Genomic DNA, 24,726 nt, shown 5'->3' with positions numbered 1-24,726 from the left:
CGTATCACTCTACATGAGGCAGCCCCTGGAAACAGAGACTGGTACCCTATGAGTATTTCAATGACAACAAAGCTCAGCTACGGTTTCGGTGCATTCGGTAAGGATTTCGCTATTGGCATTGTTTACATGTACCTGATGTACTACTACACCGATGTAGTTGGCCTGTCCGTTGGCGCGGTTGGGACACTTTTTTTGGTCGCCCGTATCTGGGATGCAATTAATGACCCCATTATGGGCTGGATAGTCAACGCCACCCGCACCCGCTGGGGCAAATTTAAACCGTGGATACTGGTGGGCACACTGGCGAACTCCGTCGTTCTCTTTTTACTCTTCAGTGCGCACAAGCTGGATGGCGATATGCAGCTCATTTATGCCGCCGTGACGTACATTCTGTGGGGAATGACCTACACCATTATGGATATTCCATTCTGGTCGCTGGTGCCAACCATTACGCTGGATAAACGTGAACGCGAGCAACTGGTGCCTTACCCACGCTTTTTTGCGAGCCTTGCCGGGTTCGTGACCGCCGGTGTCACGCTGCCATTTGTCGAAGCCGTCGGTGGCGCAAATCGCGGTGATGGGTTCCAGTTGTTTACCCTGGTGTTAATTGCTTTTTTCATTGCTTCCACTCTGGTCACACTGCGTAACGTGCACGAAGTGTATTCATCTGACAGCCCGGGTACATCTTCTGCCTCCACCACCAGCCTGAAAGCGATTTTTGGGCTGCTGTATAACAACGACCAGTTACGTTGCCTGTTGAGCATGGCGCTGGCTTACAACATTGCCGCCAATATCGTGAATGGCTTCGCCATTTATTACTTCACTTATGTGATTGGCGATGCCAGTTTATTTCCCTGGTATATGTCTTATGCTGGCGCGGCTAACCTTGTTACGCTCATTCTGTTCCCCCGGCTGGTCAGGCGGCTTTCCCGGCGCATACTGTGGGCTGGCGCTTCATTAATGCCCCTGCTCGGCAGTGGCGTATTACTGGTTGCCGCCCTGAGCCAGTTCCACCCGGTGATGGTCATTTTACTGGCAGGCGTTTTGTTTAATATTGGCACCGCGTTGTTCTGGGTTTTGCAGGTGATTATGGTGGCCGACACCGTGGATTACGGCGAATATAAACTCAATGTGCGCTGCGAAAGCATCGCTTACTCAGTACAAACCCTGGTGGTGAAAGGCGGTTCAGCATTTGCCGCGTTCTTTATCGCTCTGGTGCTGGGAGTCATTGGTTATGTTCCCAACGTGGCCCAGTCTGCCGGCACTCTGGCAGGCATGCAGGTCATCATGATTGTATTACCGGCATTTTTCTTCCTCGCCACGTTATGGCTCTATTTCCGTTACTACAAACTCAATGGCGATATGTTGCGGCATATTCAGATTCACTTGCTGGATAAATACCGCAAGCCGGGCCCGGTAAAACCGGCAACACCCCTTCCACGCCCTGTAACCGGGCAGCCGGAAACCGGGGTATAACATGGAGTGGCGCACATTCTGGTGATTAAATACCGCACAGGTTAACAATATTAACCAACTGATTTTATAGCGGATAAAATAGCAGTACCTGTTTTATCCGCTACTTAACCAGTGGCCCCGGCCCGATTATTTCGGTGGCACGCTTTTCCTCACTTCATACTGGCGAAGCCGTGACGCTTAAACTATAAACTGCCCCACCAGCACAGTACGCGCCTGCCCGCCAATATTCACCCGGCCAGGTTCACCCAGCGCGAGCGACAACTCACCACCACGCGCAGAAGCCTGGAACGCACGCAACTGCGTTTTCCCAAGCTCAGCGCACCAGTAAGCCGCCAGGGCGCAATGCGCAGAGCCGGTTACCGGGTCTTCGTTGACCCCCACCCAGGGCGCAAAGTAACGCGAAACCATATCGAACCCATTTTCGCCACGGGCACTCACTACAATTCCGCGCCCGGGTAACGCCCGTAAGGCCGCAAAATCTGGTGCCAGCTGGCGTACAACCGCTTCGCTACTGACCACAATAAAATGCTTCTCACCAAACATGCCCTGTGCTGTTACTTGCTCATCAATAAGCCCCAGCGCGGCAAGATATACCTGCCCGGCAGGCACTGCCATATTGGGTGGCAACAGCGGGAAATCCATAGCGATTGCATCCCGCCCTGCCGTTACATGCAGCGGGCCAGAAAGGGTTGAGAACGTTAATGTATCCCCGAGATTAAGCGCACCGGTTTGCTGTAAAACATGCGCAGTAGCGAGTGTACCGTGCCCGCACAAATTAACTTCAGTGAGCGGAGTAAACCAGCGTAACTGCTGGTTGCCAGGGGTATAAAATGCCGTCTCGGAAACAGCCATTTCTGCGGCAATTTTTTGCAGCAGAGCATCAGGTAGTGGTTCGGGAGTAATGCACACCCCGGCAGGGTTCCCGGAGAAGGCCTGGTGCGCGAATGCATCCACCAGGTACATAGCCAGTTCCATGCAGACATCCTCTGTGTTAACGACTGAGCCAGTACCCAGTATCACACAGTCCGGCTCATCTGCGAACCGCGTCTCTTTTTACCTACTTACCTACTCTGTCTCGCGCCTGTGCATCCAGTTGGCTATCCAGCGTGACAACACCGGCCCGGTCAGCATCACCAGGATAAACCGCCCGGTTTGCATCGCCATCACGAAAGGCAAATCCACCTTGCTGGACGAGGCAATAATCGCCACCGAATCCGCACCGCCAGGGCTGGTTGCCAGGTATGCAGTTAACGGGTCGATACCTGCGAACCGGACCAGCAGCCAGGCAAACCCGGCACACACCGCAACCAGGGTGAATACGGAGAGCAGCACGCGCGGCAATGCATGGGCCGCATGGCGCAGGATCTCAGCGGAAAAGCGCAAACCAATGCCCCAGCCAACAAACGCATAAGCCAGCGCCAGCAAGGTTTCTGGCAGTGTAATTGCCAGAACACCGGCATCTTGCGCAACCGTTGCCAGCACCAGAGCCAGCAACATTGGGCCTGCAGGGAGCTTAACCCAGTGAGCCAGCAATACGCTGCCAGCAATAACCAGTAAAGTGGCACACAGCGGCCATAAAGGTACGGGAGCAAACCAGTTTATCCGGGCTGCGGCAACATCCGGCATATCGCTCACCCACAAGCGGGTCACCAGCGTAGCGACCAGCGCCACCACCATCACCCGCAAATACTGCATAAACGCCACCAGGCGCACATCCGCGCCAAAGCTTTCCGCCATCAGTGTCATGGCGGTAGCAGCCCCAGGTGAGGAACCCCAAATCGCCGTGGAACCCGGCAGAACCCGGAAGCGGGCTAACAGCCCCCCCAGCACCAGGCTGGCCGCAATTACCGAAACCACACACCCCAGAAACAGCGGCCACTGGCGGGCGATTTCATGAAAAATAGAAGGGGGAATAGCGGCGGCAATCATGGCACCCACCACCGCCTGCGCACTGCGAAACAGTGGCCGGGCAATGTTCACCGGGCGGCTGGTTGCCGCAAAACCAATAGCTGCAAACATCGGCCCCAGCAATAAAGCAGCCGGGATCTGTACCGTTTCCAGAACCAGAATCAGTAAAGCAGAAATCAGTACCAGCCCGCACCAGCGGGCCAGTGATACCGGCACCTGAATCACCTGGCGTTAACCTGTGCCAGTACATCAGCTGTTGTTCCGGTTTCCCCCAGGCGCGGGAAAATACGTTCAATACTGTTCACATGGGTTTCTGCCGCCAGATCAGCCATAGCATCTACCGCCAGCGCCACGTTGTAGCCCAGCTCATACGCCTGGCGGGCTGTGGATTCCACACCAATACTGGTTGCCACACCCACCACAATAACCTGGGTCACACCCCGTTGTTGCAGTTCATCATGCAGCGGCGTGTTGCTAAATGCGCCCCAGGAGTGTTTGGTCACCGTGATATCGCCAGCCTGTGGAGCCATCTCCGGGATAAGCGTTGCCCAGTTGGCAGGCAGTTCACCACTGCGGCGCGGCTGTTCTGTGCGCCCGGGCGCGCCCCCGGCAACATTCACCAGCACCACGGGTAACTTTGCGTTACGAAAAGCGCCGACCAGCTGGGCGCATTTTTCAATAACCGGGCGGGTATCCTGCGCGGTGGGCAGAGAAACAATGCCATGTTGCAGGTCGATAACAATCAGTGCCGTATTGGCATCAAGGGTAGTAATAGCCATGTATAACCTCTCAGGATGAATAGTCAGCCAGTTTCTGGAGTAAAGGGACAAGTTGCGTTAATTGCTGCTGTTCTTCCTGTGAAAGCTGGCTTTCCATAGCTTGCAATAACCAGTCATCACGCATTGCGCGGTTAGCTGACACCAGCGCCAGGCAAGCCTCTGTTGCGTGATAACGTGTCTTGCGCCCATCGTTCGGGTCTGGTTCGCCGGTTACCATGCCGGATGCCTGTAAACTGGCCACGGTTGCGCCCATTGACTGGGTACGCACCCCTTCAGCGTCTGCCAGCTCTGTCACTGTCATTGCGCCATCACGCACCAGATAACCCAGTACGGCAACCTGTGACCAGGTTAAATCGCCCGGAGGTGCAGACTCACGCAAGCGGCGTACCAGCCTGCCAACCAGGCTACGCAGGCTGGCGGCAGTTACGGTTAACTCGTTCATTTTCTGCTCTCCTTACACCATGCAGACAGTCTATAATTACGAAGGCAAACTTAGTAGTTTACCTTCGTATCAATTTGTAACTACCCTGTTAGCAGGCACAAAAAAACCTGCCAGCCGGAAAGCGGGCAGGTGGGTAGCGACGATGTTGTGTTAATAGGAATCGAAAATAGCCTGAATAGCTTCTGGCGACTCAGTTTGCGTCAACGCCAGTTGCAACAGAACGCGTGATTTCTGTGGGTTGAGTGTGCCTGAAGCCACAAAACCATACCTGGCATCATCAATCTCTGCATCACGCGTGGTTGCCCCACCAGGTACGCGTGATGAACGAACAACTGCAATGCCTTGCTTTCGTGCTTCAACCAACGCATCAAACACCTGGTGGTATAAATTACCGTTACCCACACCCGCACTGACAATCCCTTTTACACCCTCGCCAGACAACGCCTTCACCGGAGCTGCCGAAGCATTGGCATAGTTATAGACGATATCTACCTTTGGCAGGGCATTGAGTTTGCTGATATCAAACACGGTCTGAGCCGGGTGCCTGCGCGCAGAAACCCGCTGGTAATCGACTCGCCCATTGTGAATAAGCCCCAATGGGCCAAAATTCGCCCCCTGGAAAGTCTGCACTCCGGTGGTATGGGTTTTCGTCACGTCCCGCGCATCAAACACCATGTCATTCATTGCCACTAAAACGCCCCGGCCCGCAGAATGTTTATCCACCGCGACCACCACTGCGTTATACAAATTAAATGGCCCGTCGGCGCTCATTGCGGTTGCCGGGCGCATCGCTCCCACAAGAACCACTGGTTTATCGCACTTTACCGTCAGGTCGAGAAACCAGGCCGTTTCCTCCAGCGTGTCGGTACCGTGAGTAACCACAAAGCCATCGCTGCCCGCGCATTGTGCATTAATCGTTTTGGCTAATGACAACCACACCTGGTCATTCATGTCTTGTGAGCCAATATTAGCCAGTTGCTCACCTTTAATTACCGCTATATCAGTGAGTTGAGGTACTGCCGCGACTAACTGGTCAACATTAAACTTCCCGGCGACATAGTGAGATTGTGTGGCTGATTCGCCACCACCAGCGATGGTGCCACCTGTCGCCAGCAGGGTGATAGTCGGTAAGGTTTGCGCAAAAACGGGGGAAACGAGTGAAAAGACAAAAGTACTTAATATGAACGAACGGGAAATGACCATTCTCAACTCTCCTGTCGAGGCTATATTCCACCTGGGCGATATTCCAGTAACCGTCAGCCTTCCCGCCGCCGGGCGATAAAACCACCTACCGCCCCACGGGGAAACGCCACGGGCATTATCACCAGGCCCGTGTTTTTTTCTGTGATACACCCCCAGGGAATCCCGTTCCTGTCTGGCAAAATAGCAGGCTTGCGGTACAGACCGCATAATGGCCTGCTATTTAGCGCCCATTAACATCCCCCATCATGCCGCGCACCTGGATAAAGCCCAGTAGCAATGTGCCCCACAGTGCCATGGTGAGGTAAGGGCTGACGCCCATCATGTTAAAGCCACTTTCAATGGTTTGCAGAAGAAACAGCGCCAGCACCATACCAATAATGCGCCCGCTACCGCCATCGGGGTTCACCCCGCCCAGAACCGCAGCCAGAATCGACACCAGCAGGTAAGATTCCCCGTAAGAGGCTTTGGCAGAGTTCAGTTTGGACATCATTAAAAACGCGGCAACTGCGCACAACAGCGCAGAAATCACATACACCTGAATCAGCACCCGGCGGGTATTAATCCCGGCGTAGCGTGTAGCCCGCTCATTGGAGCCAATCAGGTAGATGGCGCGGCCCAACGGGCTTTTCTCCAGCAGAACCCACAGCACCACCGCCACCAGCGCAAACAACCATAATGGCAACGGGATACCAAACCACTGTGCGTGGTTCAGCCACAACACCCAGTCCGGATAATTGGCAATGGCGCTGCCGCCGGTTATCAAAATATTAATGCCTTTCAGCAGTGTCATCATGCCGAGGGTTGCCAGAATCGGCGATACCCGAATCCCGGCAATCAATACACCATTACATAAGCCAATAAGCACCGCAGTACCGGCACCAGCGCCCAATGCAGCGAGCGCGGAAAGCCAGCCTGGCGGGTAACTGGTTGCCACCCAGGCCATCACCAGTGAACAGGCGTTGGCCGTGCCAATAATCGACAGGTTGATCCCACCACATAACATGGTCATCGCCATTGCCAGCGCCAGAATCCCCAGCACCGGCATTTGTGATGCCACTGACTGGAAATTACTGACCGACCAGAAAATATCCGGCATCAGTACACTGAAAGCAGCCACCACCAGCAGCAGCAACCCCACCAGGTAAAACTCCACATTATTACGCCAGGCGATTTTCATAACAGACTCCGGTTCTGGTGCTGGCTCCAGGCGGTCGCACTGATACTCACAACGATAATGCCGCCGGTAATCAGTGTTTGCCAGTAAGAGGATACGCCCAGTAAATTCAGGCCGTTTTGTACTACCGCCAGTAATATCACCCCCAGCAATGTGCCGCTGAGTGTCCCCCGCCCGCCCACCAGGCTGGTACCGCCCAGCACCACCGCCGCCAGCACTGTCAGCTCATAACCCAGCAGTGAATCAGGTGCCACGGTTTGAACTGTCCAGGCCTGAACCACACCCGCCACGCCAGAAAGAAAACCCATGTAGCCATAAACAAACAGGTGCAACCGCAATACACTAAACCCAATACGGCTGGCGGATTCCCGGTTGCCCCCCATTGCATATATCTTGCGGCCTGTGGTGGTGAAATTCATGATAATCCCGGTCAGCGCCACCACCGACAGCATCGCCAGTAATGGCAGGCTCAGCCCGTAGTCATAGCCATCTGCATCGGTGTATTTGAACAGCATGATGCCTTTTTCAAACCAGGGGGGAAAATCGTACAGCCAGACACCTTTACTCAGCCATAACAGCAGGCCGTAGAAAATATTCAGCGTGGAAATAGTAATAATGATAGATGGCACATTCAGGCGATTAACCAGCAGCGCATTTACCAGGCCCAGCAGCACACCAATACCGCCAGCCAGTAAAAACGCGACTGCGAAGTTGCCGCCAATGTGGTGCAACAGCAATACCATGCCATACTGGGCAATAATGGTCATGGCGGGAAAAGAAATATCAATACCGCCAGAAATCAGCACCATAAACAGCCCACAGGCCAGAATGGTTAACATGGCGTAGTTGTTCACCAGGTCATACAGGTTACCCAGAGTAAAAAACTCATCGCTTTTCCAGGCTAACCCGGCAAACAGCACTACAATCAGCAGCCCCAGCCAGGTTTCGTGGCGTTTGAATAAATCAGCCATTGACCACCCCGGCTATCATCTCTTGCGTGCTGTTTTCTGGCAGGAAACTGTGGGTTAACCGCCCCTGTTGCATCACCAGAATACGGTGGCTCTGGTACCAGGCTTCTTCGATTTCATCGCAAACCATCACCACCGCAATACCATGGTTTGCCAGGTCACTGATAATCTGGTAAATCCCGGCTTTGTTAGCGATATCAACGCCAACCGTTGGGCTGTCGAGAATCAATAACCGGGGAGTAATCGCCAGCCATTTGGCAATCGATACCCGCTGGGCGTTCCCCCCCGATAACGTATTCACCGGCAAATGAACATCAGGCACTTTAATGCGCAGAGCTTTTACCAGGCGGGAAACCAGCTCACGACACCGGGTTTCATCAATCAACCCCACTGAGTTAGTGACTTGTGGGAACACTGTGCTGATGACGTTATTCTCGATAGACTGCGCCATGACCAGCCCACGGTTCATCCGGTCTTCTGAGACATAACCGATACCATGGCTGATAGCATCCTGGTTACTGCGCAGTTTCACCGGTTGGCCGTTAATACGGATTTCACCGCTGTCTGGCCGCGTCAACCCGAACAGGCTCAGGCAAAGTTCAGTGCGCCCGGCACCTAACAGCCCGACAATGGACACTACTTCCCCAGCCTCCACCTGAAACGACACGTTCTGGTATTCCCCGGCACGGGACAAGTTCACCACTTCGAGCACCGGCGTACTGCCCGCACTCTGGCGCAGCGCCCGGGTCTGGTATTCAAACTGTTGCCCTGTCATCAGGAAACCCAGTTGCTGCGTTGTCATTTCTGCTGCCGGCCAGGTACCCACAAGCTCACCATCCTTAAGCACCGAAATGTTGTCAGATACCGCCAGCACCTCTTCGAGCCGGTGGCTGACAAACACCACACAAATACCTTTCTCCCGAAGCTGGCGCACCACTTCCAGCAACCCTTCCACTTCCTGGTGGGTTAGCGAGGCCGTGGGTTCATCCATAATAATCAGCCTGGCATCCTGGGCCAGCGCGCGGCAAATAGCCACCAACTGACAACGGGCAATAGACAACGATTCCACAGGGGCATCCAGCGGCAGGGAAACATGAATACTCGCCATTGCCTGTTCAGCAACCTGGCGCAGCGCCCGGCGTTTCACCAGCCAGCCATGGTGGTAATGGTTGACGGCAATGTTTTCCCACACACTCAGGTTGGGAAACAGTGAGAGATCCTGGTAAATCACCTGGATCCCCTCGGCAACAGATACCGAAGGTGTCAGTCGCGGCCAGTGTTGGCCGCCAAGGGTTATCTGCGCACCCTCATCGGGGCGATAAACCCCGGAAATAATTTTGATGAGTGTGGATTTTCCACAGCCATTTTGCCCGGCAAGGCAGTGCACTTCACCGGGCAGAAAATCGAGCGCCACATCGTTAAGCGCACGGGTTCCGTGAAAGGTTTTACTGATATGACGCAGAGAAAGAAACGGTTCCATAATCTTAATCCACCCGGTCCTGGTGCTGGCACAAACCGGCCAGAGGGCATAACAGCCCCCGGGCCTGGTACCAAACTCAATACAGCGAATTGATATTGTCTTTATTCACCAACAACACTTTGTGGAAGCGAATGATGTGCTTATCCATATCGACTTCCGCTTTCCCCAGGTTCTTCACTTCAAACCCGGGCTTAATGGTGCCGCCATTCAGCAACGTACTGGCGACAGCCGTCAGGGCATAACCGGCAGTTGCCGGATCGTAAGTGATCCCTTCAGTGATATCGCCGCTGCGGATCAGCGAAGCAGCCTGAGACGGGATCATCATGCCGTACACCGCCACTTTGTTTTTCGCACGCTTTTCTTTCACTGCACGGCCTGCGCCAATCGGCCCGTTGGAACCGAAGGAGACAATGGCTTTCAGGTCCGGGTAGGTTTTCATCAGATCCAGTGTGGTGCGGCGTGAATCATCCACGCTTTCCGCAACCGGCATACGGCGGGTCACTTCATGCATTTGGGGGTAATGCTCTTTCTGGTATTTCACCAGTAAATCAGCCCACAGGTTATGTTGCGGCACAGTCAGGCTGCCAACATAGATAACATAGCCCCCTTTGCCGCCCATACGCTTCGCCATGTGCTCAACGTATTCAGCCGCGAATTTCTGGTTATCAATAATTTCAATATCCCAGTTGGCACTGGGTTGACCGGGGGATTCATTAGTTAGCACCACAATACCGGCATCGCGCGCTTTCTTGAACGCAGGCTCCAGCACGTTGGCATCATTCGGCACAATGGTGATGGCATTCACTTTGCGGGCAATCAGGTCTTCAATAATTTTAACCTGCTGCGGCGCATCGGTGCTGGCCGGGCCTACCTGAGAGGCATTCACGCCAAAGTCTTTTCCCGCCTGTACCACTCCTTCGCCCATGCGGTTAAACCAGGGCATACCATCGACTTTGGAAATATTCACCACCGTTTTTTCTTCAGCGTGCAGCGGCGCAGACAACGCAGCCGCTCCCATCAGTAATGCAGACAACATACTGGCAATAAATTGCTTACTCATTTTCAGCCTCATTATTTATTCGTCAGAACAGCGGTAAGAAAATGCGGCATACACAACCAACCATGAAATGTTGCCGCCTATCATGATTTTGTTACGTTTTTTTAACGATAGTCAGATTTGAAAATAGTTGGCACGCCGGAAATATCCTGCTGGAAATATGGATAAAATAGCTGTTGTTTTTCTATGTGATGAGACTCACGCCCTGATGAAAAATTAACGGGGAATTACGTGAAAAATTAGCATCCGTGAAATATGACGTAGTGCAAAACCCGGCAGATGCCAGCGCTGGCATGCCGTTTTAATGATTATTATTGAGACCCTTAGCCGGTTTTTCACAAAATACGAAGAAGGTATGAATAAAGTGATATTTTGAGTCAATTATGACATCTGCACATATCGCACAGTCTGAATAAAAATAGCCAAAGTGTAATAACCATGAACTATAAATGGATAATTACCCAGCTGTTAACGGCGACGAAAAACACTACGACACACAGGATAAAATCATGCTCAATCTCATTGTTTGCTGTGATGGTACCTGGAATACACCGGATCAAATGGACGACGACCTTCCGGCTCCCACCAATGTGGTGAAACTCTATAACGCGCTGGAAACCTCCCCAACACAACACCGCTATTATCACCCCGGAGTTGGCACCGACGGCACCTGGTTTCACCGCATGATTGGAGGCGGCACCGGCGCAGGGTTGAATGAAAATATCATGAGTGCTTACGGATGGCTGACACAGAATTACCAGCCAGAAGCGCGTATCTGGTTATTTGGATTCAGCCGTGGCGCCTGGACCGTGCGCAGCCTTGGCGGAATGATTGCCCGCTGTGGTTTGCTGAATCCGGTGGCATCGCAAATGGATGAAAAGCAACGCTGGGCGGCAATTAAAGACCTGTTCGATACCTACAAAACGCCAGAAGATAAAGCTAAGCCAGTGGTCGCTACCGCTCAGCGAGCCTTTTTTGATACACCGCTGGGCACACCAACTAAGCACAGTATCAGTATTGAATTCATTGGCGTGTGGGACACAGTCGGTGCGCTGGGGGTGCCGGATGATATGGCCCTGCTCAATCTTCTCGACAACCCGGACAATTACCGCTTCCACGATACCAGCCTGAGTAACAAAGTGAAGCACGCGCGCCACGCCATTGCCATTGATGAAAAACGCCAAAGTTTTTCGCCGACCCTGTGGGACAATGAAGCAGCTCATACAGATATGAAGCAACTCTGGTTTCCCGGCGTACATGCTGATGTTGGCGGGGGTTATGGGCAAAGCGCGTTATCAGACGGGGCGCTGAAATGGATGATGGAAGAAGCCAAAAACTGTGGTCTGGCGTTTCGCCCGAATACCATGGCGCAACTTCATCCGGACTATCTGGGCTACCTGCATAATTCTGTTACCGGTGTTTTTAAATCGCTGAAAACCCGCCCGCGTAATGTGCCCTGCTTTACCACACAAACTAACAAGTTGCATTCATCGGCAATAGAGCGCCACAACAACCCACCACTGGCACAAGGTGGCTACTGGCCCACAAAAGTATTAGCGACGGGAGAAAAACAAACTGTCACGGTGTTTGCCCGTGAGCACTGGAATGCAACCGGGTTGTACCTGGAAGCCGGGAAAACCTGGCACTTTCAGGCGCAGGGCGAATGGGTGGATGGTGATATTCCCTGTGGTCCGGCTGGCTGTGATGACGGAAAATTTCAGTTAAGTAAAATGGCACACAGTGTTTCATCCCTGTTAGGGAAAGCCGAAACGCTCTACCAAAAATTCACCCAAAACCATACTGCTGATTTCTGGTACACCAAACGTGAGGAAGAGCATCCCTGGTTCGCGCTGGTTGGTATGGTTGCCAACGATGTTCCTTCGGGAAGCCAGCAGGATGAAAAATTACCCCATGAAGTCTTTCTGATTGGTGACACAACCACCTTCACACCTAAGGCGAGTGGCTACCTCTACGCTTTCGCCAATGATGCATGGCAGACTTACCACAATAATCGCGGCAGCATCACGCTGACCGTAACCTGTGAGTAATAAGCACTGGAGCAGCCGGGTATCCTGCTGCTCCATAGCCACTCACACTACCGGTTGGTGCGGCGCACTGCGGCGCAAATGGTAATCCACCTGGTATTCGCGGGTATTACGGTACATTACTGAGTAATTGAGGAATACCCCGCTGTCGTTATAAGACAATGAACTTATCCGTAGCAAAGGCGTGTGCTCAGCAACATTTAACTGTTCAGCCAGTTGGCGGTCTGCCAGCACGGGCGTGAGGCTTTCATAGTTGCCACTGATAGTCAGCCCGCACTCTTTCTCAATATAATCAAATTTCGACCCTTCAAGATGCGCCAGCGATAAATAAGGAAACAGTGCGACAGGCATATAGCTGTCTTCCAGCATCAAAGGCTTGCCATCCACATAGCGCAGACGGCGGGAAAACCAAATCCGCTCATTGACCAGCACCCGCAGTTGCCGGGCAATTGCCGGGGGCGCGGGCATTACCTCAAATTTCAGCACCTGACTGACAACCTCTTTGCCCTGCAGACGCAGCACTTCCGCCAGGCCACATAAGCTGTTGGTTTCATGATGAACATCTTTGCGGGCGACAAAGGTGCCGCTACCATGGCGGCGAACCACCAGCCCCCAGTTCACCAGCAAATCCAGCGCGTTACGTATTGTCATGCGTGCAACGCCAAATTCCTGCGCCAGTGCTTTTTCACCAGGCAATGGGCTGCCCACAGCATAATCCGATGAATTAAGCCGTACCCGTAATTTTTCCGCGATAGATTTGTAGATCACTACTGGACCTCTTTTTGCCTCAGCCATGAGTAAAATGAACTGGCATTTCTATTATAAAATTATTCAAAAACAAATAATTAACATCGATAACAGCAACATATTCCCAACCGATTCCTGCACTTGTCTGGTTTTACGATAAAAAGTAGACATCAGGTACTGAAATAAAACTTTGAGAGCTATCACAAACCCAGTTTTCTCACCCGGCCACCCCATGCGCCAGTTCTTATTCTCAATACCGGCCAGCACGACAATGAAATAAGGCCTCTTACCCGGTTGGTTTATGTGAGGATTTTACAATGCTCAGTCAAATACAACGTTTCGGCGGTGCGATGTTCACCCCGGTATTATTATTTCCATTTGCAGGAATGGTTGTTGGCATAGCTATTATGCTCAGCAACCCGCTTTTTGTCGGGGAGTCACTGACCGCGCCTGAAAGCTTATTTGCACAAATTGTTCATATTATCGAAGAAGGTGGCTGGAGCGTATTTCGCAATATGCCACTGATTTTCGCCGTCGGCCTGCCCATTGGCCTGGCAAAGCAGGCTCAGGCCAGAGCGTGCCTTGCCGTACTCATCAGTTTCCTCACCTGGAACTATTTTATTAATGCCATGGGAATGACCTGGGGAAATTTTTTCGGCGTAGATTTTACTCAGGATCCCGTTGCAGGAAGTGGGCTGACACTGATAGCCGGAATAAAAACTCTCGACACCAGTATTATTGGCGCAATTGCAATATCTGGCATAGTTACAGCATTACATAACCGCTTTTTTGATAAACCCTTACCTGTTTTCCTGGGAATTTTTCAGGGCACATCATTTGTTGTGATTATTGCATTTCTGGTCATGATCCCTTGTGCCTGGCTAACATTACTGGGCTGGCCGAAAATCCAGATGGGTATTGAATCATTACAGGCATTTTTACGCACTGCTGGTGCCACTGGCGTGTGGATCTATACCTTTCTGGAACGTATTCTGATCCCTACCGGCTTACACCACTTTATCTATGGCCCGTTTATCTTTGGCCCGGCAGCAGTCGAGGGCGGTATTCAGGTTTACTGGGCACAACATTTACAGGCATTCAGCAACAGCAGCGAACCGTTGAAAGTGCTGTTTCCTGAAGGGGGTTTTGCCTTACACGGTAACTCCAAGGTGTTTGGCTCTGTGGGGATTGCCCTGGCACTCTATTTCACCGCCGCGCCCGAAAACCGGGTAAAAGTCGCCGGGCTGCTGATCCCGGCCACACTCACCGCCGTTCTGGTGGGCATTACCGAACCACTGGAATTTACCTTCCTGTTTATCTCCCCGTTGCTGTTCGCTGTACATGCTGTGCTGGCTGCCAGCATGGCAACGGTGATGTACCTGTGTGGCGTGGTTGGCAACTTTGGCGGCGGCTTACTGGATCAGTTTTTACCCCAGAACTGGATCCCCATGTTCCACCACCACAGCGGCATGATGTTCACCCAGATAGGTATCGGCCTGTGCTTCACCGCACTTTACTTTGTGGTGTTCCGCACTCTGATTCTGCGGCTCAACCTGAAAACTCCAGGGCGCGAAGACAGTGAAGTGCGCCTGTACAGCAAGGCCGACTACCAGGCAGCCCGCGGTAAAAACCCGGCCCCTGCCACCAGAGATACCCGTACCGGCCAGGCGCTTGGGTTCCTGGAAGCGCTGGGCGGAGCCGCCAATATCGACAGCATCAATAACTGCGCCACCCGCCTGCGCATTGCCCTGGTAGATATAGCGCAAACCCAAAGTGACGACGTTTTCAAAGCCCTTGGTGCTCATGGCGTGGTACGCCATGGCAACAGTATCCAGGTGATTGTCGGGCTGCATGTTCCGCAGGTGCGGGAGCAACTGGAAAGCCTGATGAACAACCCTTTAACGAATGAATCCAACACCATGACGGAGGCAGTATGACTAATAAATTTTCAGTGGTAATCGCCGGAGGCGGCAGCACTTTTACCCCAGGCATTGTGCTCATGTTGCTGGCGAACCAGGACCGTTTCCCATTACGCGCGCTGAAATTCTATGACAACGATGGCGCACGCCAGGAAGTTATCGCCGAAGCCTGCAAAATTATTCTGCAGGAGCAGGCGCCTGATATTGCATTCAGCTACACCACCGACCCAAAAGAAGCCTTTACTGACGTGGACTTTGTGATGGCACATATCCGCGTGGGTAAATACCCAATGCGTGAGCAGGATGAAAAAATCCCCCTGCGCCATGGTGTTCTGGGCCAGGAAACCTGTGGCCCGGGTGGGATTGCCTACGGCATGCGCTCTATTGGCGGCGTACTGGAACTGGTGGATTACATGGAGCAATACTCCCCCAATGCCTGGATGCTGAATTACTCCAACCCGGCCGCCATTGTTGCTGAAGCCACCCGCAGACTGCGCCCGCATGCAAAAATCCTTAATATTTGCGACATGCCAATCGGCATTGAAGGGCGCATGGCGCAAATTGTTGGGCTCAAAGACCGCAAACAGATGCGTGTACGCTACTATGGCCTGAACCACTTCGGCTGGTGGACACAGATAGAAGACCTGGCCGGCAACGATTTAATGCCACAGTTGAAAGCCTATGTGGCACAACACGGCTATGTTCCCCCGGCAAAAGATACCCATACCGAAGCCAGCTGGAACGATACCTTCGCCAAAGCGAAAGATGTTCAGGCGCTGGACAGCGCAACCCTGCCCAACACCTATCTGAAGTATTACCTGTTCCCGGATTATGTGGTGGCCCACTCCAACCCGGAAAGAACACGGGCAAACGAAGTAATGGACCACCGTGAAAAACAGGTGTTTGGTGCCTGCCGGGCCATTATTGAAGCCGGGAACGCCAGCGCGGGAGAACTGGAAATCGACGAGCATGCTTCTTACATTGTTGACCTGGCTGCCGCCATTGCGTTCAACACCCAGGAACGCATGTTGCTGATTGTTCCCAACAACGGCGCCATTGCCAACTTTGATGCCGATGCCATGGTGGAGATCCCCTGTCTGGTTGGGAAGAATGGTCCGGAGCCCCTTACCGTAGGCGAGATTCCGCATTTCCAAAAGGGAATGATGAGCCAGCAGGTGGCGGTTGAAAAACTGGTGGTGGATGCCTGGGAAGAGCATTCCTACCAAAAATTGTGGCAGGCAATAACCCTGTCGAAAACGGTGCCCAGCGCCAGTGTCGCCAAAGCGATTCTCGATGACCTTATTGAGGCGAATAAAGCTTACTGGCCTGAATTAAACTAACCCTTCCTTTGTTGCTTCCCGTTTACCCGGGAAGCAACACCCCTGAACCGTATAACGGCCAACCCGCGCTGATTATCCCCACCAGGCAGCACAATATTTATATGGCAGATAATGCTGCAACTGATTCCCACCATAAGAAAAGCAACCAGAAAGAGAACCATACTCAGCATGATACACAGGAATTTTTTTCGTTTAAAAAATATACTATAAAAGCCAATAACACCGGTGCAGTGCTTAATTAACAACATAGTGATTTAAATCAAAATGCACACCACCCAAAACGCGGAGAAATATCACAAACAACTATTTAGATTTTCCCGGCTCAGGTTTGCTTCTCAGCCGCACTACGTTGCAAGGCAACTTAGCGATGGGCTTAATGTGAGGTTTTGACAATGGAAACTGTAGTAAAAGGTTCTAACTCACTGGGTGAGTATTTTACTCTGTTACTGGATAAAACCCAGTACGACAAAGACGCAATTCTGAAAGCCAGTTATGGTTTAGCCGAGTATTATTTTGTGCATATTACTAAAGCAACCACTGAAAAATTGGCAATCTCTTTCTATACCAAAAATATCACTGGCACCCCTTTAGTGATTGAGAACGCGGTAACCCTGTTCTTAAACGCACTGCATGCCACCCCGCCTGTGCCATTGCCACTGGCAGAAACCCACCATTGAAGGTGTTCCAGCTAATGGCACACTTTACTTTGCCATAAAGTCACTTTATGCTGGTTCACTACCTGGGGAAATATATTAATCAGCCGCCCAATAATGAATAATCTGGTTATTCCCCGGCAAGCATAACTGAGCCAGAATCGCTTTAAAAAAAGCCCAATAGCTGAAACAATTCAGCTTATTCAACCCACGGATTCTGGTTGCAATTTCACCTGTAAGATTATCCCCTGTTAATAAACACCACCCAGCAGTACGTTTTGCCATACCAGCGTTTTTATTCGACTGTCGTTATGCCAGCAATGGAGCATAGTCCGGTCGGGCAGGTGACTGCTGGCGTCTCCAGTTAATATGGCATGAATTAAATGAATTAAATAAATTCATACTTTCTGATGCGAAACTCTTTTCCCTCAGCCAACTTCAGCAAATGGGATTTATCGGTGAACGCCTTACTGCTTGCGAGCTTAAGCGCCATCTTGTTATCTATGGTGTCGTAGATAAGCGTATGAGTGATATCAAATGGTGGTGAAACAAAAATCTGTGGCGTATCAGGCGAGTACTGCAAAGCAAAGTTCTTTAGGTGCGCATCGCCATTACCAATAGAGCAACTAAACACTATGTAACGAAACATGGTTTCAACTTCAGTTTGGCTCGTGATACGGGGTGCGCTCAGTTCAACCCGAACTTACTTCAGGTAATTGATTACCATGCAGTTACTTGCTCTTTTTATTGGCTCTGGCCTGCTGAAAATCAATCACGTTATCCACACGCGCAGGCTTACCTTCAAAATTATTCCGCAACACTGTCTCTGTTATGCCCTGCATTTCATCCTGGTGTTCTGGGACTGGTAATAAAGGCGGCATTTGCAGGCGCAGGGCGCGGAAATACTCCCGAACCTGCGGCTCTTCACTGCGGTCCAGTTTGCCATACTGGCTTATCCACTCAAGAAACATCTCTTCATCGGGGTGGAAATAGTCTTTATGCGTTTTAGTGGAGCGCAGTGTGCTGTTTATCGACTCATCAAATAATGACGCCTGCACCAGGTCTTCAGGCAACCCGCCCGTTTCATCAGCCAGATATTCAATGTTCCACACGACATCAGAAATATGGCTCTGAACGCTTCTGTCGCCGCGCTGGCAGAAACAGGGGTTTGGGTTCTGGCGAATAAATTGCTCAACCATCGTATGGAAGCTGGTTTCATCGCACAGCTCAAATTGTTTACCGAAGAACTGCATGTTATTAAACAGCCGCTCCAGCCACTGCCTGGAAAATTCAGCGTAGTTACCTTTTTGCAGGCCAGTAAACACCATAGCGTAGCGAGTATGTACATGCATGGCGATTAACACATTTTTACGCTGAACCTTAATGGCATGCACCAGCCATGAACTGACGGGCAGGTTTTCGTGCTGAGTATCAATAATCGCCGGTGTTGGTGGTTTTTCCAGCGGCGACTGTTTTTTACCCTGACGTGTCACAGTAAAAAACTCCGCTGCCGTTTTGGTGCAGTTAAACACTAACATGGCGGTTTTCCTTTTTGTTCAGACAAAACACGGGGACGCAATAAGAGCAAAACCTTTACCCGGCTGCGACAGGAACTGTTGCAGGTTCGCAATCAACACCAGCCCGACTTCGCTGTTTTGCTGTGAAATGCCGGGTAGCCATTATGACGACCCGGCATTCTATGCACAACGGTACTTTTCTGAAGCCTTTCCGGTTCACCACCGGCAGGTGTTAATTCAGCATGGTTTCTGGCAACGCTTCATCGCTATTTACAGCGACCTGGTGTAACGAACTCCATGAGTTGATATCTGTGCCATGAACCTGCAGTTTTATCCAGCGAGCTTTAACCGGATTAACCACAAATTTCTCGCCATGCAGTGACACCGTCGATGTCTGAACCCCTTGTGCCAGTGTGACCCAGTCCTGGTTATCCTGCGAAACCAGCAAATCAAACTTAAGCCGCCGCTCTGCTGGTTTAAAAGTATGCAGAACAATATTATGAATCTCCGTTTCATCGGCTAACTGGAACACAGCCCAGTTCCCTTTACCACTTACGGCCCACCGGGTTTTAGCGTTACCATCCAGCATAAATTCAGGCTTGTGGCCGTTCTTTTCATCAAAACCAGAAGCCGTAACGCCACTGATTTGGGTGGCGAACGCTGTTGCAGAGCATGCCAGTAAGAGTGCTGCGCTAACCAGTCCTTTAAACATAGAGCTGTCCTTAATAAGTCAATATGCGGGTATGTTGTGTAAGGCACAGTATCGGTTGATACGAATGCTACGCAGCGTAATAAACCGGAATGCCGGAGTGAAAACAACAGAACAAACAGGTATGGCGAAATAAAATTACAAACTGTGGTGGATTTCCTGTTTTTTTATAACCGGAATGCACTTCCGGATAGCAAAATTAATTACAATTGCACTGGTTAATTAATGCTTGTATTAACTGAATATACGATTAAATAAACACGCAAGGCCGTTCACATAACGTAATCAATTTATTCATGGTAAACCGTCTCCCCAACGAGCCAGGTAAACAACAATATGAACAAGCCAGGCGCTATGGTAAAAATACGCCTGACTGCCCCTGCCAGTGCACTCACTCAACCAATGCTCCACTGGCTATATGGTGCGTAACCCAGTTAAAAAGTGCCCCTGAATCACCACCGTCTTCATCCTGCTCAAATGTGTACACCGGGCCGAGGCTCATTGGACGGGCAGATTGCGCTAACAAAGCCAGTTCTGGCAAATACTCTTCTCCCGGGTGGCCCGGTTTACGTTGCTCAAGCCGCCGGGCATAGCGTGATACAGCCAGCTCCGGTGAAACCTGATTCCAGATTTCCAGCACTTCGCGTACCCGGGCCTGTTGCAAAAAAACCTGGAGTTGCTCACGGGGCTGAAACCCAAACCAGGCATCAACCAGCCAGATACAGTTTGCTGGTGCCGTAGCAATAACTGACCAGATAGCGGCATAAGCCGCGCACCCAAGCTGGCGGTTAAGCTGGCGATCTATGGCCGGGAACTGCGCCATAAAAGGCTCTTTGATACCATCCAGCGTCAGTGAGGGCAGGCCGAATTGCTGTGAAAGCACCTGGGTGACGGTACTTTTTCCTGATGCCGGAATACCATTAACCAGAATGACGGTTTTTTGTTCAGCACTAAGTAACTGTTTCATAGCAATGCTGCCACCTCCTCTTTGCTGCGCGCTGCCCGCAGGCTGGACAACCGGACATCGTTATCCAGTAAATCGACAATTGCGCGAATCCCCTCTTCAATATGCGTATTGCTATCCTGAGCACCAAATAAAATAACAATATCTGCCGCGCCACTTCCGGCAAAACTGACCGGGTTTTTAAGTAACACCAGACTAAAACAGGTGCGGGAAACACCGTTTTCAGGGCGGGCATGAGGTATCGCAATACCTTCATCAAAAACATAATACGCGCCGTGTTCGAGCGTATTTTTGATTACGGCTTCACCATAATTGTGTGAAATAAAACCTTTATTCACTAATGGGCTGGCAGCCCGGCGAATCACATCCTGCCAGTTATCAATATCTACACCGACCTGGATAGCATCTGCTTCCAGCAACAAATCTTTAATGGACATGCGCACTCCCTAAATATTACGGCGAATAATATTTCGCAGTTCATCAATTCGTGTAAACAACGTCTCCACCTGTGGCCGATAAACAGGGCTTGCGGCATAGGCACGTAGTGCACGGTTGTACTCAAGCATTAATGCTTTCTGTGTTTCAGCATTATCTGGCTGTTGTGCCAGAGATTGCTCCAGCAGAGCTATTTGTTCAGACAACTGTTGTGCCTGCTGATTATTATCTTCCTGGTTCACTGGCGCTTTTTGCCATAATGCTTTTAGCGAATTAAACATAGCCGACTCCAGCCCCGACGGGTGCCGGGGCACCAGGGTGAGTGATAAAAACAAAAGAATAAGGGGTATTTATTTAAACAGTGCGATCTTTTCCATTAATACCTGCGTAACGGCTTCGTTTGCCGGAATTAAAAACTTCCGCACACTGTCATTCACTTTTCCTTTTTCAAACGTGGTTTTACATTGCCCTACCCACTGGACATTCATTTCTGTACCCACATTCACTTTATTAATCCCTTCGGTCACCGCCAGGCGCATATCTTCATCGCTGACACCCGTCCCGCCATGTAATACCAGCGGCGTGCCAGTTGCTTTACTGATTGCAGTTAACCGTTCATGGCGAATTTGCGCTTTACCCGTATACAGGCCATGTACCGTGCCAACAGAGACCGCCAGCATATCAACCTGCGTTTCATGCACAAAGCGCACAGCATCTTCCACGGTAGTAATGGTGATGTCTTCATCTGCCACGGCTTTGCCATCTTCCGAGCCACCAATCGCTCCCAACTCACCTTCTACTGTGATATTTTTCGGGCGAGCCATTTCCACCACAATACGCGTATTCGCAATGTTGTCATCAATACTAAGATGGGAACCGTCATACATCACAGATGTAAAACCGGCATTCATCGCTGTTTCAATCGCGTTAATATCCGTGCAGTGGTCCAGGTGCAGGCAAGTTGGCACATTCTCACTTTCCGCCAGAGAGCAAACAGAATCCACCAGCAATTTATAACCCAAATATTGTGCTGTTCCGGTAGATATCTGAATCATTAACGGACTGTTCGTTTTTTTTGCAGCCCGGAAATAGGCAGGCAGCATTTCAATACAATGTAAGTTAAATGAACCAATTGCCTTAAATTGTCGTTCCTGAGCAATACGTAAAATATCGTTGAAATTAAGCAGGCTCATGACCTTTCTCCCCTTTAGGATTAACAGACTTACCATTTACAAACCAGGCAAGGGCGGCAACAAACACAATAAATAAGGCAACAAATAACCAGTTATTTTGGAATGCATGCCCCAGCACCAGGCCAGAACTGATCACATCTGAGTCACTGAATGTGACGCCATTAAAACCGTAACTTTCCAGCATCGGCACCAGCACAGACGGCAGGAAAGTGATAAACAGGCCATGGACAACACCACCAATCATGGCTCCACGCCGCCCTCCCAGCGCATTGCCAAAAACACCAGCGGTCCCACCTGCAAAAAAGTTCGTCAATAACCCGGGAAGAATCATCGCCATCCCGAACATCGGGAAGACCAGCATGCCGATAATAGAACCCACTGTTGTTGCCAGAAAGCCCACTATCACTGCATTGGGGGCATAGGGAAAGAGAACCGGACAATCCAGAGCGGGTTTAGCGTCCGGCACAATACGCATGGCAATTCCCCTGAATGCGGGCACCAGTTCATTAAGCAGTAAACGCACACCGCTATAGAGAACAAAGACACCAGCGACAAACTGGATAGATTGCATAAACGCGTACATCAGGTAGTTCATACCGCCAGCAAACTGGGCAATATATGCAGGGCCTGCCGCCAGTGCCGGGATCAGGTACATGGGCACCATCACCACCGCCATAGACAAATAGGTATCTTGCAGGAACTTGAAATTATCCGGCAGCACCAGGTCTTCAGTTGAGCGGGAGCCTTTGCCAACAACCTTTGCCACCGCCGCCTGAACCAGGTAGCCAATGGTACAAAAATGCCCCAGAGCGACGTCATCCGAACCGGTAATTCGCCGTACTACAGGTTGCGCCAGCGCAGGCATCAGCACTGCCATGACCCCGCCAAAAACACCACCAGTCAGGATCAGGGGTAAACCTGTCAGGCCCGCTTTATAGCCAATAACGGTGCCGATAGTTGCCATCCAGAGCAGTGCCTGCCCGGTCAGGAAGATGTACTTAAAGGGTGAAAGACGCGCCACCAGGATATTGACGGCAAATATCACCATCAGCGTTAACGCCACTTCGGACCCCAGCTCGCGGTTTGCCAGCCCGGCTATCGCTGCCACATCGGTGATATACCCTTTCATGCCGAAACCATGGGTAAAAATGTCGTTCAGGAAAGTCAGCGTGGCGACTATAATGTTGATGCCTGCCATCATTATCAGAAAGCCCAGCAGCGTTTTAAATGTACCCTCTGCTATTTTCCCTGGTGATTTTTTTTGCAGAATCAACCCGAGCATGGCAATAAATGCCACCAGGATAGATGCCTGGCCAAGTAAATCTTTTACAATAAATGAAATAACACTATTCATGATTAACCACCATTAAATTTTGTGCTTTCATAAAGGCAACTATTTTTGTTTCTATTTCCTCTTTATCAGTTAATTTGTTCAGAATAATAACGCGTTTAGCCTCTTCTTCACTGGCGTCGGCTGTTAAAATATCTGCAAATGTTTTAGAGGTTAAGATAATATCTGATTTAAATGCTCCCGCTTCAGATACTGTGGTGTGTTCAATTTGAGCAGGGATCTCCAGTTTTTTAAGAACAGCTTTCGCAGTCATTTCAATGGCAAAGCTTGAGCCGAGGCCGCAGCCACATACGCAAAGTACTTTTAACATGTAGGGTCTCCTCAAAGGATATTGAGCTGCCTTGCAAGTTTATAATGATGCCCTTCAGTATCGACCAGGCGTTTTTGCATACTAATTAAATCAATGGGAATAGGTTTATTACTCGAATTAATAACAATGGCTTTATTACGCATTCCAGACTGAATACAACGAACAATTTCACTGGCCATAATCGTTCCCTGATAAATTTCCTCGCAACTTGGCTCGCCACTGCGTAAGCCAAAACCCAAAATGGTCTTACGGATACGCACACCTATTTGTGGCTCCAGTTGTTTTATCATAGTGTCTATCGCCCCCTGAAAGCCGGGCGAATACTCCTTTGTGTAGCCTTCTGAGCACAGGATGATGACACTATTTTGTTCAGCCAGCTTATGCTGGATCCTTGATACCAGTTCAGCCACTGGCAGCTGCCTTTCAGGAATTAACGCTATATCGGCATTACTCTTAATAGCCGCCTGCAAAGTCAGTTCGCCACAGTACCCACCGAGAACTTCAATCATAAATACTCGCCCAGGTAATGCTCTGCCGGTATTACGTAATTTGGATACTTCCTGACGGATTTGTTCACAGGCAGTTGAGAAACCAATCGTGTAGTCACTGCCGAATACATCATTATCAATCGTCATACCCACACCAAAACAATTAACACCAAATTCACTAAGGGTATTCAGAAATTGTAAAGAACCATCACCACCTGCCATGATTAATATATCAATATGGAGTGACTTAAGTTTTTTACTGATTTCACTGTACTCAGAGCGTATTAATTTTTTCGACGTCCTCCCGGATGTGATTACCGGCATTGATGAGATAGAGAAATCTACCAGTTCACGCCATGAAATCTCGTGGTGTTTTTTCTCCAATAAGCCAGAAATTCCACCATTAAATAGCGTAATATCAGCCTGCGCCAGCCTGGCCACCTGGAAAATAAAGTTATTTATCCCGGAAACATCTCCGCCACTTACGACAATACCGATTTTCATCATTTGCCCTTATTGCTTGCGACACCCATATTTTTCCCTGGCTGCAAGCCCTTTATTTGCAACG

25 protein-coding genes are annotated in these 24,726 nt (G+C 50.6%); 5 read left to right on the top strand and 20 right to left on the bottom strand.

The features are described 5' to 3' along the window. Positions 1 to 48: 48 nt before the first annotated feature. Positions 49 to 1,476 carry a melibiose:sodium transporter MelB gene (gene melB, locus A9B99_RS14210; RefSeq protein WP_064598522.1) on the top strand — a complete coding sequence of 476 codons (1,428 nt, stop codon included), beginning with the start codon at positions 49 to 51 and terminating at the stop codon, positions 1,474 to 1,476. A gap of 177 nt (positions 1,477 to 1,653) precedes the next feature. Here the strand turns inward: melB and A9B99_RS14205 are convergent, their stop codons facing one another. The 9 genes from A9B99_RS14205 to A9B99_RS14165 form a co-directional block, all read right to left on the bottom strand. Further along, positions 1,654 to 2,451 (bottom strand): PhzF family phenazine biosynthesis protein, encoded by a 798-nt coding sequence (locus A9B99_RS14205; RefSeq protein WP_064598521.1) that lies wholly within the window; start codon positions 2,449 to 2,451, stop codon positions 1,654 to 1,656. 90 nt (positions 2,452 to 2,541) lie between these two features. Continuing rightward, entirely contained in the window at positions 2,542 to 3,600 is a 1,059-nt protein-coding gene (locus A9B99_RS14200; RefSeq protein ID WP_197499279.1) for an AbrB family transcriptional regulator, read from the bottom strand. A 5-nt stretch (positions 3,601 to 3,605) separates the two neighbouring features. Beyond that, positions 3,606 to 4,163, bottom strand: a complete 558-nt coding sequence (locus tag A9B99_RS14195; protein WP_064598520.1) for an isochorismatase family protein — start codon at positions 4,161 to 4,163, stop codon at positions 3,606 to 3,608. A 10-nt stretch (positions 4,164 to 4,173) separates the two neighbouring features. After that, entirely contained in the window at positions 4,174 to 4,605 is a 432-nt protein-coding gene (locus A9B99_RS14190; RefSeq protein ID WP_064598519.1) for a MarR family winged helix-turn-helix transcriptional regulator, read from the bottom strand. Between the two features lie 150 nt (positions 4,606 to 4,755). Next, positions 4,756 to 5,808, bottom strand: a complete 1,053-nt coding sequence (gene ansB, locus A9B99_RS14185; RefSeq protein WP_064598518.1) for an L-asparaginase 2 — start codon at positions 5,806 to 5,808, stop codon at positions 4,756 to 4,758. Positions 5,809 to 6,028: 220 nt separating this feature from the next. Then, positions 6,029 to 6,985 carry an ABC transporter permease gene (locus tag A9B99_RS14180; protein ID WP_064598517.1) on the bottom strand — a complete coding sequence of 319 codons (957 nt, stop codon included), beginning with the start codon at positions 6,983 to 6,985 and terminating at the stop codon, positions 6,029 to 6,031. Continuing rightward, on the bottom strand, positions 6,982 to 7,953 hold the full coding sequence (locus A9B99_RS14175; protein ID WP_064598515.1) for an ABC transporter permease: 972 nt from the start codon (positions 7,951 to 7,953) through the stop codon (positions 6,982 to 6,984). Before A9B99_RS14175 ends, A9B99_RS14180 begins: the two co-directional genes overlap by 4 nt. Next, a complete protein-coding gene (locus A9B99_RS14170; protein WP_064598513.1) occupies positions 7,946 to 9,430 on the bottom strand; it encodes a sugar ABC transporter ATP-binding protein in 1,485 nt (494 codons plus the stop codon). The genes A9B99_RS14175 and A9B99_RS14170 overlap by 8 nt, the downstream gene beginning before the upstream one ends. Before the next feature lie 76 nt (positions 9,431 to 9,506). Continuing rightward, complete coding sequence (locus A9B99_RS14165; RefSeq protein ID WP_064598511.1) at positions 9,507 to 10,490, bottom strand: autoinducer 2 ABC transporter substrate-binding protein; 984 nt, start codon at positions 10,488 to 10,490, stop codon at positions 9,507 to 9,509. Positions 10,491 to 10,936: 446 nt separating this feature from the next. On the opposite strand from A9B99_RS14165, the gene A9B99_RS14160 reads away from it, so the two are divergent. Continuing rightward, on the top strand, positions 10,937 to 12,535 hold the full coding sequence (locus A9B99_RS14160; RefSeq protein WP_231889197.1) for a DUF2235 domain-containing protein: 1,599 nt from the start codon (positions 10,937 to 10,939) through the stop codon (positions 12,533 to 12,535). Positions 12,536 to 12,577: 42 nt separating this feature from the next. Here the strand turns inward: A9B99_RS14160 and A9B99_RS14155 are convergent, their stop codons facing one another. Further along, the gene (locus A9B99_RS14155) at positions 12,578 to 13,300 is read right to left on the bottom strand and encodes a GntR family transcriptional regulator (protein ID WP_064598509.1); all 723 of its coding nucleotides are present in this window, start codon (positions 13,298 to 13,300) and stop codon (positions 12,578 to 12,580) included. A 296-nt stretch (positions 13,301 to 13,596) separates the two neighbouring features. Between A9B99_RS14155 and A9B99_RS14145 the strand changes: the two genes are divergently transcribed. The 3 genes from A9B99_RS14145 to A9B99_RS14135 all read left to right on the top strand — a co-directional run bounded on the left by A9B99_RS14145 (position 13,597) and on the right by A9B99_RS14135 (position 17,215). Continuing rightward, a complete protein-coding gene (locus A9B99_RS14145; RefSeq protein WP_064598505.1) occupies positions 13,597 to 15,216 on the top strand; it encodes an alpha-glucoside-specific PTS transporter subunit IIBC in 1,620 nt (539 codons plus the stop codon). Continuing rightward, a complete protein-coding gene (locus A9B99_RS14140) occupies positions 15,213 to 16,538 on the top strand; it encodes a 6-phospho-alpha-glucosidase (RefSeq protein WP_064598503.1) in 1,326 nt (441 codons plus the stop codon). The genes A9B99_RS14145 and A9B99_RS14140 overlap by 4 nt, the downstream gene beginning before the upstream one ends. 392 nt (positions 16,539 to 16,930) lie before the next feature. Beyond that, the gene (locus tag A9B99_RS14135) at positions 16,931 to 17,215 is read left to right on the top strand and encodes a hypothetical protein (RefSeq protein WP_064598502.1); all 285 of its coding nucleotides are present in this window, start codon (positions 16,931 to 16,933) and stop codon (positions 17,213 to 17,215) included. 364 nt (positions 17,216 to 17,579) lie between these two features. Here the strand turns inward: A9B99_RS14135 and A9B99_RS14125 are convergent, their stop codons facing one another. From A9B99_RS14125 to A9B99_RS14080, 10 genes are all read right to left on the bottom strand, one after another. Continuing rightward, positions 17,580 to 17,867, bottom strand: coding sequence for a HipA domain-containing protein (locus tag A9B99_RS14125; protein ID WP_269448072.1), 288 nt, complete (start codon positions 17,865 to 17,867; stop codon positions 17,580 to 17,582). A 55-nt stretch (positions 17,868 to 17,922) separates the two neighbouring features. Beyond that, the gene (locus A9B99_RS14120) at positions 17,923 to 18,729 is read right to left on the bottom strand and encodes a DUF6933 domain-containing protein (protein ID WP_064598493.1); all 807 of its coding nucleotides are present in this window, start codon (positions 18,727 to 18,729) and stop codon (positions 17,923 to 17,925) included. A 211-nt stretch (positions 18,730 to 18,940) separates the two neighbouring features. After that, on the bottom strand, positions 18,941 to 19,420 hold the full coding sequence (locus A9B99_RS14115; RefSeq protein ID WP_064598491.1) for a discoidin domain-containing protein: 480 nt from the start codon (positions 19,418 to 19,420) through the stop codon (positions 18,941 to 18,943). Between the two features lie 388 nt (positions 19,421 to 19,808). Further along, entirely contained in the window at positions 19,809 to 20,384 is a 576-nt protein-coding gene (locus A9B99_RS14110; protein ID WP_064598490.1) for an AAA family ATPase, read from the bottom strand. After that, a complete protein-coding gene (locus A9B99_RS14105; RefSeq protein ID WP_064598488.1) occupies positions 20,381 to 20,818 on the bottom strand; it encodes a PTS sugar transporter subunit IIA in 438 nt (145 codons plus the stop codon). The genes A9B99_RS14110 and A9B99_RS14105 overlap by 4 nt, the downstream gene beginning before the upstream one ends. 9 nt (positions 20,819 to 20,827) lie before the next feature. Beyond that, the gene (locus tag A9B99_RS14100) at positions 20,828 to 21,097 is read right to left on the bottom strand and encodes a hypothetical protein (protein ID WP_064598486.1); all 270 of its coding nucleotides are present in this window, start codon (positions 21,095 to 21,097) and stop codon (positions 20,828 to 20,830) included. A 69-nt stretch (positions 21,098 to 21,166) separates the two neighbouring features. Next, positions 21,167 to 22,009 (bottom strand): class II fructose-bisphosphate aldolase, encoded by an 843-nt coding sequence (locus tag A9B99_RS14095; RefSeq protein ID WP_064598483.1) that lies wholly within the window; start codon positions 22,007 to 22,009, stop codon positions 21,167 to 21,169. Next, positions 21,996 to 23,363 carry a PTS sugar transporter subunit IIC gene (locus A9B99_RS14090; protein ID WP_064598481.1) on the bottom strand — a complete coding sequence of 456 codons (1,368 nt, stop codon included), beginning with the start codon at positions 23,361 to 23,363 and terminating at the stop codon, positions 21,996 to 21,998. The genes A9B99_RS14095 and A9B99_RS14090 overlap by 14 nt, the downstream gene beginning before the upstream one ends. After that, positions 23,356 to 23,670 (bottom strand): PTS sugar transporter subunit IIB, encoded by a 315-nt coding sequence (locus A9B99_RS14085; protein ID WP_064598479.1) that lies wholly within the window; start codon positions 23,668 to 23,670, stop codon positions 23,356 to 23,358. The genes A9B99_RS14090 and A9B99_RS14085 overlap by 8 nt, the downstream gene beginning before the upstream one ends. Before the next feature lie 11 nt (positions 23,671 to 23,681). Then, entirely contained in the window at positions 23,682 to 24,662 is a 981-nt protein-coding gene (locus A9B99_RS14080) for a 6-phosphofructokinase (RefSeq protein WP_064598995.1), read from the bottom strand. Positions 24,663 to 24,726 lie beyond the last annotated feature (64 nt).

It is taken from the genome of Mangrovibacter phragmitis (genome assembly GCF_001655675.1).
GTDB lineage: Bacteria > Pseudomonadota > Gammaproteobacteria > Enterobacterales > Enterobacteriaceae > Mangrovibacter > Mangrovibacter phragmitis.
This window is presented reverse-complemented; position numbering and strand designations above follow the sequence as displayed.